We start from the raw sequence: 12,017 nt of genomic DNA, 5'->3' as shown, positions 1-12,017 counted from the left end.
CCCTGAGAATGCGCCTTCCAGGCAGGCTATCCCGGCAAAAATAGCGGGCGAATGCAGATAATATCCTGCGCAAAGGCGAATATTTTGCCGCACACAAAATAAGCACTTTTCGTCAACTTATTGTAAAATATATATAATATTTTTATGAATCGCCGCGTAGCGTATTTTTCGTCCTAATATCGGGCCAATTGGTTAAAGTTTGGCCTTTCATCTCGACGCAAAAATGCGTAATATACGCGCCCTTGCGGACACAGTATGGTCACTCTTTGTCTATGCGCATTGGACACCACCAGCTTACTAATTGCCTGATTGCGGCCCCGATGGCCGGTATTACAGATCGCCCGTTCAGAACCCTCTGTCATGCAATGGGTGCTGGGATGGCTGTATCCGAAATGCTCTCCTCCAACCCGGAGGTGTGGCGGACGGATAAGTCGCGTCTGCGTATGGTGCATAGCGATGAACCTGGGATCCGCTCCGTGCAAATTGCCGGATGCGATCCTGATGATATGGCCGCCGCCGCGCGTATCAACGTGGCCAGCGGCGCGCAGATCATCGACATCAACATGGGATGCCCGGCCAAAAAAGTGAACCGGAAGCTTGCCGGGTCCGCTTTGTTGCAGTACCCGGATCTGGTTAAACGGATCCTCCACGCGGTGGTCGACGCGGTGGATGTGCCGGTAACGCTGAAGATTCGCACCGGCTGGGCGCCAGAGCACCGTAACTGTGTAGAGATTGCCCAACTGGCCGAAGACTGTGGTATTCAGGCCCTGACGATTCACGGCCGAACCCGCGCCTGTCTGTTTAACGGCAACGCGGAATACGACAGCATTCGGGCAGTTAAGCAGAGTGTTTCCATTCCGATTATCGCGAATGGGGATATTACTGACCCGCATAAAGCCAGAGCAGTGCTCGACTACACCGGGGCCGATGCCCTGATGATAGGCCGCGCTGCTCAGGGGAGACCCTGGATCTTCCGGGAAATCCAGCATTATCTGGACACTGGGGAGTTGCTGCCGCCGATGCCGCTTGGCGAGGTGAAGCGCTTGTTGATTGGGCACATTCGGGAATTGCACGGCTTTTATGGCCAAGGCAAGGGATTCCGGATTGCTCGTAAGCACGTGTCCTGGTATCTCCAGGAACACGCTCCGAATGACCAGTTTCGGCGCACATTCAACGCCATAGAGGATGCCAGCGAACAGCTGGAGGCGTTGGAGGCATATTTCGAAAATCTTAGCGTAAAAAAAGAGCTGACAGAACTATGTTCGAACAACGCGTAAATTCTGACGTACTGACCGTTTCTACCGTTAACTCACAAGATCAGGTGACTCAAAAGCCTCTGCGTGACTCGGTTAAACAAGCACTGAAGAACTATTTTGCTCAACTGAACGGTCAAGACGTAAATGACCTGTATGAGCTGGTACTGGCTGAAGTTGAACAGCCTCTGTTGGACATGGTGATGCAATACACCCGTGGCAACCAAACCCGCGCAGCCCTGATGATGGGCATCAACCGCGGCACGCTGCGTAAGAAGCTGAAAAAATACGGCATGAACTGATACTAGTCAGTTAACGTGTTGAAAAGGCGCTTTATCTCATTTGATAAGCGCCTTTTTCTTTGGGGCACGCTCGGTTTGCAGGCAATAAAAAAGGCCGCAACGCGGCCCTTGGGGTAAAAAGCGGAGACCTTACTCGGTCGCTTTGTTTTTGAGGCTTTCCGCCCCTTGCTTGGTCTTGTCCCAAGCCTTCTCCGTACCCTGTTTGGTGGAGTGCCAGGCTTTTTGCGAGCCTTCGCTCACTTTACTGCCAACGCTATCGCTCTTGCCTTCGGCGGCGTGCTTGGCTTTCAGCTTCAGCTCTTCACCCTTGTCCTGAGACTGGTGCAGCTTTTCTTTGGCGGTATCCGCCCCTTTATGCGCCTCAGCGACAACCTCGTTGCTGGCGTGAACGGCGGTGTCGGTCGCGGTTTCAGCAGCGAACACCGGGGAAGCGAGCAGCAGTGCAGACAAGGCAATGATTGATTTCTTCATAAGTCCCTCTTTTCTCAGATACGTGCCATTCGTCATGAAACAAGATGGCATGAAACGCCCCTTGAACGATTTAAGAATAGGACTAAAACCAAAAAAATCGATATAAAATTTTATTACAAACAGTTTTATTGATTTTTTATGCCACTAAGCAGCATGAGCGGGGAAAGCGCACGAAAAAGTTAAATTTTTCCTGTCACAAAACTATAATTTGTACGAATTTTTAACAAGCACTAACAGGGATGGATTCTATGGTTGCCGCGATCATTATCGGCATTTTTATCATCAGCTTCCTCTACGCACACTCCCGCGGCAAAGAGAAACAAAAGCTTACCCGTCAGCTGTTCGATCACTCCACGTTTATGGGGCCGATCAACATGTTTATGACCGGTTTCTCCCGTTTGCCCGCCAAACAGCCCTATTTCGACGAAAAAGGCTTCCCGGAGCTGCAGACGCTGACCGACAACTGGCAGACGATCCGCGAAGAAGCGGTGCGCCTGCAGGATCACATCAAAAAGGCGCAGTCGCATAACGATGCCGGCTTCAACACCTTCTTCAAACGCGGCTGGAAACGTTTCTATCTGAAATGGTACAGCGACAGTCACCCTTCGGCGCAGACGCTGTGTCCAAAAACCGTCGAGCTGCTCAACCGCATCCCGTCGGTCAAGGCGGCGATGTTCGCCGAGCTGCCGCCCGGCAGCCACCTGGGTAAACACCGCGATCCTTACGCCGGCTCGGTGCGCTATCACCTGGGGCTGATGACGCCCAACGACGATCGCTGCTTCATCGAAGTAGACGGCGAGCAGCACAGCTGGCGCGACGGCGAGGCGGTGATCTTCGACGAGACCTACGTGCACTGGGCGCAGAACGCCACCGATCAGACGCGCATCATTCTGTTTTGCGACGTCGAGCGGCCGATGAAATGGCGCTGGGCGCAGGCGGTCAACCACTGGGTCGGCGCTACGCTGATGTCGGCGGCCAGTTCGCCGAACGACGATCAGGACCGCACCGGCGGCATCAACCGCATCTTCAAATACGTCAACGCGGTGCGCGATGCCGGCCAACGCCTGAAAGCGCGCAACCGCCGCGGTTACTACCTGCTGAAATGGCTGGTGATCGCCGCGATCTTCGCCGCGATTATCATTCCCAGCCTGTAAAACGCGCCAATCCTCAACTCAGGGGCAACGCGAATGAGAATATTCGCATGCCCCTCTTCCGCCGCACCCCGTACCCTGTGTTAGCATAAGCATTCCTAGAGCCGCCTCCGCTGGCCAACAGCTATCCCTCCGAAGCCTGATAGCAGCGCAAACCGCCCTTCGAATGTAAATGTTTAGTCAATTATGGAATTCCGACTAAACCCTGGCCGTACCCGGGTGTCTGAGTAGTCGTATCGCTATCGAGTGGAACCTTTATGCGTTACAGCTTGCTGCCCCTTTTAACGTATAAAACGAGTTTCTATGAAATCAGCCAAAGCATTTCAACTGGCCTTGCTGCACCCGCGCTACTGGCTAACCTGGTTCGGCCTCGCTCTGCTGTTCCTGCTGGTACAGCTCCCCTATCCGCTGCTCTACCGTCTGGGGGGGTGGATGGGACGCACCTCGATGCGTTTTCTCAAGCGCCGCGTCACCATCACCCGTCGCAACCTCGAGCTGTGCTTCCCCGAGATGGACGAAGCGCAGCGCGAGCGCAAAGTGGTGGGCAATTTCGAATCCCTCGGCATGGGCCTGCTGGAAACCGGCATGGCCTGGTTCTGGTCAGATAAACGCGTCAAGCGCTGGTTCAACGTCTCCGGCATCAACCACCTCAAAATGGCGCAGCGCGACGATCGCGGCGTGCTGGTGATCGGCGTGCATTTTATGTCGCTGGAGCTGGGCGGCCGGGCGATGGGCCTGTGTCAGCCGATGATGGCGATGTACCGTCCGCATAACAACAAGGCGATGGAATGGGCGCAGACCAAAGGCCGCATGCGTTCCAACAAGGCGATGATCGATCGCAAGGATTTGCGCGGCATGGTGCATGCGCTCAAGCGCGGCGAGGCGGTGTGGTTCGCGCCGGATCAGGACTATGGCCCGCGCGGCAGCGTATTCGCGCCGCTGTTCGCCGTCGATAAGGCCGCCACCACCAGCGGCACCTTCATGCTGGCGCGCATGGCCAACCCGGCGCTGGTGCCGGTGGTGCTGATCCGCCGCGAAGGCGGCCGCGGCTATGACCTGCTGATCCAACCGGCTCTGGAAGACTATCCGCTGAGCGACGAACAGGCGGCCGCGGCTTACATGAACAAAGTGATCGAGAAAGAGATCATGCGGGCGCCGGAGCAATACATGTGGCTGCACCGCCGTTTCAAAACCCGACCGGCTGGCGCGCCCTCGCTGTACTGACCCTCTTTTTTCAGCCCGGCCAACGCCGGGCTTTTTTGTGCGCCGCGTTTAAAAAATCTGCGGCTCGGGCTCCCGCTTTCCTGTAATCTCCTTTTTTACCCGCACAGGAAAGGAAATGATGAAAGCTCAAGTCCGCATTGCTCTGGTCGGTGATTACAACCCGCAAGCCGTGGCCCACCAGGCTATCCCCGTGGCACTCCAGCTCACCGCCGCCCACCTCGACATCGACGTTCAGCCCCAGTGGCTCCCGACCGAAACCCTGACCTCCCCCGACGCGCTGCAAGATTTCGACGCCATCTGGGTAGTGCCAGGCAGCCCGTATCGTCACGACGACGGCGCGTTTATGGCGATCCGTCATGCGCGGGAAAACGACGTGCCGTTCCTCGGCTCCTGCGGCGGTTTTCAATACGCCATCGTCGAATACGCCCGCAATGTGATGGGCTGGCACGACGCCGGTCATGCGGAAACCGACAGCGGTGGCCGGCTGGTGATCGCCCCATTGAGCTGCTCGCTGGTGGAAAAAACCGGCGACATCGTTTTTCAGCCTGACACCCGCGTCGCGCAGGCCTACGGCAGCCTGAACGCCCATGAAGGCTACCACTGCAACTTCGGCGTGAATCCGGACTTCGTCGCCGATCTGCAGCGCTTCCCGCTGATCATCAGCGGCCACGATGCCGAAGGCGACGTGCGCGCCATCGAACTGCCGGGCCGGCGTTTTTACGCCGCCACGCTGTTCCAGTCGGAACGCGCCGCGCTGCGCGGCGAGCTTTCACCGCTGGTGGTGGAACTCGTCAAAGCCGCCGCCAACGGGTAAACAAAGGTTCATCGGCGCCATCGGGGCGTTGTCACCGGATAAAAAAAGCCCTCTTGCGAGGGCTTTCTGATCGTCTATCCCGCCGACTTACGCCTGTCCGAGATCGCGCAACGCCAGATTGAAGTGCTGGCCCAGCTCACGCCGGTGAACCGGATGCTCCATCATCGACACATGGTCGCCGTTGACCTGGCTGACGCGGACGGTCGCCGGCGGCAACAGCCTATCCCATCCCAGCGCGGAAGCGTCTTCGCGGCAATATCCCGCCTGCTTGATCTTCTGCCAGTACGCCTGGAACTGCTCGTTCTGCGAATTGGCGGAAACCTGCTCCTGCTTCGCCTTGAACAGATGGATCTTGAGCGATGCAGGCTGCACCTGAGTCGCTTCCACCAGCTTGGCGTAATGGTGTCGCTGTTGCCAGAGGGCCGCCTCGTCGGCCACTTCCGCACGCTGAGTCTTGATCCCGGCGCGTTGCACGGCCGCTATCGCCTCCGGTAACGGCAGCTCGGCCAACTGCTGACAGAACTGCGGATCCGGCCTCTCCTGCGTGGATTCCACCCAGTTCAGCAACAGCTGGACCGGGCTGTGCATCGCCTCCACCGGCCGCAACGTGTCAATCAGCCCCAGGAAAGCGACCGCTTCCCCGCTCGATTGCAGTTGCTCGGCGATGGCATAGGCCAACACCCCGCCGGAAGAGTACCCCGCCAGATGGTAGGGTCCCTGCGGCTGCACTTCGCGAATCAACGCCACGGCGCTGGCGGCCATGTCGCTCATGGTCGCCGGCTTCTCCTCCACCGCCGGCCACGGCACAGCGTAGACCGGGAAGCTTTCATCGATCTCCTTGGCCAATTCAAATACATAAGAGTGATCGCCAAAGCCGGTCGGGACGAAGAACAGCGGCGGTCGGCTGCCGCTGCTGCGAGCCGGCACCGCTTTGCACAGCGGAGCCTCGGCGGTGCGACGATCGATCCGTTCGGCCAATTCGGCCAAGATCGGATGGTTGAAGATCGCCTGTACCGGCAAGGTGATGCCTTGCTGACGCAGTTGGCTGGAGAGACGCACCGCCAGCAGTGAATGGCCGCCGAGCTCGAAGAAATTGTCGTGGCGTCCTATCTGGCCAATCTCTAGCAGCTCGCACCATGCCCGCGCCAGCGTCGTTTCGGTCTCACCCTGAGGCGCCGCATACTCCCGAGCGCCGACTGCCGCACACTCCGGCTCCGGCAAGGCGCGCCGATCCAGCTTACCGTTGGCGGTCAACGGCAGCGCATCCAGCCAGACATAAGCCGACGGCACCATGTACTCCGGCAACCGTTCGCTCAAATAGGCCCGCAACTGCCCTTGCAGCGCGCTGCGTTCCCCCTCGGCCGCCGGTACGATCCAGGCGACCAGGCGCGGGTGGTGCTCCGTCGAACAAACCTGCACCACCGCTTCCCGCACCCACGGGCTCGCTGCCAGCTGCACCTCGATCTCGCCCGGTTCGATGCGGAACCCGCGCAACTTGACCTGCTGGTCGCACCGCCCTTGGTATTCAAGACAGCCGTCCGGCAGATAACGCGCCAGATCGCCGGTACGATACATGCGGCCGCCGCCGACCGGGTTGAACGGATCGCTCAGGAAACGCTGCGCCGTCAGTTCCGGCCGGTTCAGGTATCCCAACGCCACCCCCACGCCGCCGATGTGCAGTTCTCCTATCGCCCCCATCGGCACCGGGCGCCCACGGGCGTCCAACAAGTACGCGCGGGTATTGCCGATCGGTTTACCAATCGGCAAACGCGCCTCCCCTTCGGCCCGCTCGATACGCGCCGTGGTCGCAAAGGTCGTGGTCTCCGTCGGCCCATAGGCATGGATCAGTTGCACCGGCCCTTGTTCTTGCAGTAACCGCGCATAAGCGCCCGGATCCTCTTTCTCCCCCCCGCTGATCAGATATTTCAGCTGCGCCAGCGCGCCGCTGATGCTGTGCACATACTGATTGAACAACGCGGTGGTCAAGAACAGCGTGGTGATGCGATGACGCTGCAGTTCGGCCGCCAGACGTTCGGCTTCCATCATTACCTCCGGCGCTATCACCACCAGCGCACCGCCGTTCAGCAGGGCCGCCCACACCTCCATCGTGCTGGCGTCAAACGCCGGGTTGGCGGCAAAGGCAACGCGGTCTTCAGCGTCAAAGGCGGCGTAGCGATTGTTGCGCACCAAACGAGTAATGCCCTGGTGCGGCGTCATGACCCCTTTCGGCGTACCGGTCGAACCGGAGGTATACATGATGTAGGCCGTCGTGCCGCTCGACAATCGCAACGCCGGATTACCGTCATTGCCTTCGCAATCCTCGACCGGCAGCTGCGGAATGCCCTCATTGCCGGCGGTCTCTGCCAGCATCAGACACGCGCCGCTGTCATTGACGATCCACGCCTGACGCGCGGTCGGCAGTTGCGGATCGAGGGGCACATACGCCGCACCGGCCTTGACGATCGCCAGTTGGGCGCAAACCAGTTCGATGCTGCGCGTCAGCCGCACCGCGACCCGATCGCCCGGTTGTACGCCGCGCTCAATCAGCCGGTGCGCCAACCGGTTAGCGCGCGCATTCAACTGCGCGTAACTGAGCTGCCCCGCCCCCTGGATCACGGCGACGGCCTGTGGCGTCAACTGCGCCTGTTGTTCAAACAGTTCGTGCACGCAGGTATCCGCCGGGTAAGGTTCCGTCGTATGATTCCAGCTGCACAGCTGCAGCGCATACTCCTCATCCGGCATCACGTCCAGTTCGCAGATCGGTGTCTGCGGCGCCTCTTCCAGCGCCTGCGCCAAGGCGCTCAACGCCTGCGCCATGTAACCGCACACGCGCTGCGCTTCAATCGGCTGTCTGACCTGCGCCGTCAGGCCCAACGAATCGCCGCCGTCCTCGACCGACAGCACGAACGGATAGTTGGTGCGTTCCTGGCTATCCAACAGCGTCACGCCGGCCGGCAAGGCAGTCTCCTCGCCGCTGTTATGCCGATAGTTCAGCAGGGCGCTGAACAGCGGCGTGCCCGCGGCGACGCCGCTGCAGCGCTGCGCCAAGGCCAGCGGCGCATGCTCATGGGCCAGCAGTCCGCTCAGCCGGATATGCGCCTGCAACGCCGCCGATTCTGCGCCAACCTCATTGACATCCAGCCGCAGCGGCAAGGTGTTGATAAACAGTCCGAGCGCCCGTTCCGCCCCGTCTCCGGCCTGCATGCGGCCCAGCAACACGGTGCCGAACACCACCTCATCGCGGCCGGTGGCGCGCGCCAGCACCTGCGCCCAGGCCAGATGGCACAGACTGGCCAGGCTGACGCCCATCCGTCGCGCCTGCCGCCGCAGCTGCTGATTGAGCGCATGCGGCAATGCCAGGTGCGCCGTCGAGATATCTCGCCCTTCGCCATGCACATCGCTCAGGCCGAACGGCAGCGACGGTTCATCGATATCCGCCAGCAGAGTGCGGAAGAACTGCTCGTGTTCAGCGTTGCTGACGCCGAGCCGCGCCTGCGCCACCGCGTTGCGGAACGGCGGCGCCTTGGCCAATTCGTCTCCGCGTCCGGCCAGGATCAGATTGATTTCCTCCTGCATCACCGCCAGGGTCGAGTGGTCGCCGATCAGGTGATGCCACTGCTGGAGCACACACCAACTGCCCTCCTCTTCCCGTGCAGCGACAAAGCTCAGTAACGGCGCGCGCGTCAGGTCTGGCCGTACGCGGCGCGGATCAAACAACGCCGTCAGCCGCGAACCGATATCGCCCTGCGCCGGATCGAGCCGCAGTTCTTGCAGCGACAACTCGGCCTTGCGCCACACCACCTGCACCGGCGAAGACACGCCCTGGGTGATGAACGCGGTGCGCAGAATGTCATGGCGGTCGATCACCTGCTGCATCGCCGCCAGCCAGGCATCCAGACGCGCACGGCTGTCGAAACGCAGCACCGCGGACAGCTGGTACGGATCGCCCTGCTCCGCCAGCAGATGGTGGAACAAAATCCCCTCCTGCAGCGGCGACAAAGCGTAGATGTCCTGTACGTTGGCCACACCGCCCGGCACCTGCGCCACCACCGCGTCGATCTCCGGCTGGCTCAGCGCCGCCAGCGGCAACATCTCCGGCGTAATGGAAGCGCAACCCGGTTGGATACCGTTGGCCGGCACGCTCACCTCTTGCTGCGTGACCAATGTCTGCGCCAACGTCGACAGCGTCGGCGCGGTGAACAGCGTTTGTACCCCGGCGCTCAACCCCACACGGCGCAGCTGCGCCATCAGTTTGACCGCCAGCAACGAATGGCCACCCAGTTCGAAGAAGTTATCGTGACGTCCTACACGCTCAATGCCCAGCAACTCGCGCCAGATCCCCGCCAGCAGCGTTTCCAGCTCGCCTTCCGGTTCGGCGTAAACCTCACGCACGTAGGCGTCCTCTTGCGGCTCAGGCAGCGCGCGCCGATCCAACTTGCCGTTCGGCGTCAGCGGCAGCGTATCCAGCGCAACCCAGGCCGTCGGCAGCATAAACTCCGGCAACATGCCCGCCAGATACTGCCGCAGCGTCACCGCCAACGTCTGACGGTCCGCTTCAGCCTCCGGCACCACCCACGCCACCAGCCGTTTATTGTTCGCTTCGCCGAGGACATCCACCACCGCTTCGCGCACCGCCGGATGACCAGCCACTCGCGCCTCGATTTCACCGCATTCGATGCGGAAGCCTCGAATTTTCACCTGCCGATCGTTACGGCCTTGGTAGTCGATATTGCCGTCCGGCAGGTAGCGCGCCAGGTCGCCGGTACGATAGATCCGGTCTCCGGGATTGAAGGGATCCGCCAGGAACCGTTCTGCCGTCAGTTCGGCGCGATTGAGATAACCCAATGCCACGCCGGCACCGCCGATATAGAGCTCACCGGTGGCCCCGAGCGGCACCGGCTGCAAATGCTCATCCAGCAGATAGATGTGCGTATTGCCGATCGGCCGGCCGATCGGCAGGCGTTGCCATGGCCCCACTTGTTCAACTATCGCCGCAGTGGCGATAACGGTGCCTTCCGTCGGCCCATAGGCATTGACCAGACGCACCGGCCCCGCCTCTTTCAGCATACGAGCAAAGGCGTGCGGATCCGCGGCTTCACCGCCGCTGATCAGATATTTCAGCTGCGCCAACGTCGCGGCGATGCTATGGACATATTGGTTAAACAACGACGTGGTCAGGAACAAGACGTTAATCTCTTGCCGCACCAGCGCTGCCGCCAACGCATCGGCATCCGTCAACACCTCCGGCGCAATGATCGCCAGACTGGCGCCATTGAGCAACGCGCCCCACATTTCCAACGTGCTGGCGTCGAATGCCGGATTAGCGGCGAAAGCAAAGCGATCGCCGCGTTCGAACGCCGCAAACCGATTGTTAATCGCCAGTCGGAGGATGCCTTGATGCGTCACCATCACGCCTTTAGGCGTGCCGGTCGAGCCCGAGGTATACATGATGTAAGCCGGTGCGTCGCCGGCGCGAGCCACCGCCGGATCGTGGGTCGGATCCTGCCGCAGACGATCGATACGCAGACATTCGATCTCGCCGGCTATCTCGCGATCGAGATCGCGATCGCACAGGATCAACGTCGTTCCGCTGTCGCCGATGATCCACGCCTGCCGCGCAACAGGCAGGTGCGGATCGAGCGGCACATAAGCGGCGCCCGCCTTGAGGATCGCCAACTGGGCAATGACCAGAGAGAAACTGCGTTCGAGCGACGTGGCCACGCGGTCGCCGGGGCGTACACCCTGTCCGATAAGTTGGTGTGCCAGTTGGTTAGCGCGGGCGTTCAATTGCGCGTAGCTAAGGCTGTCCGCCTCGTTTACCAACGCGATGGCATCCGGCGTACGCCGCGCCCACTGTTCAAACTGGGCGTGAACAGGGTTCTGCGCCGGATAAGCTTCCGCGGTTCGGTTCCAGCCATACAACAGCAGTTCGCGCTCAGCGGCCGGCAGCAGATCGATATGCGAAGCAGACTGCGAAGCGTTTGTCGCCATCGCCCGCAGCACCTGCACCAGATAGGCGCCGTAACGCTCGGCGGTGGCGCGATCGAACAACGCCGTGGCGAAGTTCAGCGTGCCGCTGATGCCTTCGCCGGTATCGGCCAGATCGAGCGTCAAATCATACTTGGCGATCCGATAGCCCAACTCGGCGCTCTCGGCCTGCAGTCCAGGCAGCGGAATATTGCGCACCGAGCCGTCCTGCCAGGCCAGCATCACCTGGAACAGTGGGGTATAGCCCAGATGGCGCGGCGGGTTGACCAGCTCCACCACCTGCTCGAACGGCAGATCGCGGTTTTCCTGCGCCGCCAGCACTGTGTGGCGGATCCGTTCGAGCAGCGTCGGCAGATCCGGATCGTCGCGAAGATCGATGCGCAGCGCCAGCGTGCTGACGAAGAAACCGACCAGCGATTCGGTTTCCAGCCAGCTGCGGTTGGCCTCCGGCGTGCCGATCACCAGCTCCTGCTGTCCGGCCATGCGCGCCAGCACCAGACTCCAGGCCGCCAGCACCGTCATAAACAGCGTGCCGCCATGCTGTCGGCTGAATTGACGCAGCGCCTGCGTCAACTCGGCGTCGATCGCGATCGGCACTTCTGCGCCGCTGAAAGACTGCACCGTCGGGCGCGGCCGGTCGGTCGGCAACGTCAGCAGCGCCGGCGCATCGCTCAGCGTTTCACGCCAGTATTGCGCCTGCGCCGCCAGCCGTTCCGGCGTCAGGTAGCGACGCTGCCAGGCGGCGTAATCCGGGTATTGCAAGGTCGGCGGCGGCAGCGGATCGGCCTCGCCGCGACGGAAAGCGCCGTACAGC

7 protein-coding genes are annotated in these 12,017 nt (G+C 60.9%); 5 read left to right on the top strand and 2 right to left on the bottom strand.

Annotated elements, in window-relative coordinates; genetic code table 11:
* The first annotated feature begins 272 nt into the window (after nucleotides 1–272).
* A complete protein-coding gene (dusB, locus tag H7A77_RS16655) occupies nucleotides 273–1,277 on the top strand; it encodes a tRNA dihydrouridine synthase DusB (RefSeq protein WP_033644443.1) in 1,005 nt (334 codons plus the stop codon).
* Entirely contained in the window at nucleotides 1,259–1,555 is a 297-nt protein-coding gene (gene fis, locus H7A77_RS16650; protein WP_000462905.1) for a DNA-binding transcriptional regulator Fis, read from the top strand. The genes dusB and fis overlap by 19 nt, the downstream gene beginning before the upstream one ends.
* Before the next feature lie 129 nt (nucleotides 1,556–1,684).
* Here fis and H7A77_RS16645 read toward each other — a convergent pair whose 3' ends face one another.
* Complete coding sequence (locus tag H7A77_RS16645) at nucleotides 1,685–2,026, bottom strand: hypothetical protein (RefSeq protein WP_182074426.1); 342 nt, start codon at nucleotides 2,024–2,026, stop codon at nucleotides 1,685–1,687.
* Between the two features lie 248 nt (nucleotides 2,027–2,274).
* Between H7A77_RS16645 and lpxO the strand changes: the two genes are divergently transcribed.
* The 3 genes from lpxO (at nucleotide 2,275) to H7A77_RS16630 (ending at nucleotide 5,215) form a co-directional block, all read left to right on the top strand.
* Complete coding sequence (lpxO, locus tag H7A77_RS16640; protein WP_033651231.1) at nucleotides 2,275–3,180, top strand: lipid A hydroxylase LpxO; 906 nt, start codon at nucleotides 2,275–2,277, stop codon at nucleotides 3,178–3,180.
* 300 nt (nucleotides 3,181–3,480) lie between these two features.
* Nucleotides 3,481–4,401, top strand: a complete 921-nt coding sequence (gene lpxP / locus H7A77_RS16635) for a kdo(2)-lipid IV(A) palmitoleoyltransferase (RefSeq protein WP_147838562.1) — start codon at nucleotides 3,481–3,483, stop codon at nucleotides 4,399–4,401.
* Between the two features lie 118 nt (nucleotides 4,402–4,519).
* Nucleotides 4,520–5,215, top strand: a complete 696-nt coding sequence (locus H7A77_RS16630) for a CTP synthase (protein WP_042785799.1) — start codon at nucleotides 4,520–4,522, stop codon at nucleotides 5,213–5,215.
* Between the two features lie 87 nt (nucleotides 5,216–5,302).
* On the opposite strand, the gene H7A77_RS16625 is transcribed toward H7A77_RS16630, so the two are convergent.
* A partial coding sequence (locus H7A77_RS16625; RefSeq protein WP_182074425.1) for a non-ribosomal peptide synthetase occupies nucleotides 5,303–12,017 on the bottom strand: 6,715 nt, incomplete at its 5' end.

Source organism: Serratia sp. ME47 (assembly GCF_903970925.1).
Classification (GTDB): Bacteria; Pseudomonadota; Gammaproteobacteria; order Enterobacterales; family Enterobacteriaceae; genus Serratia; species Serratia ureilytica.
Note: the sequence above shows the minus strand (reverse complement) of the source record. Positions and strands in the feature narration are given on the sequence as shown.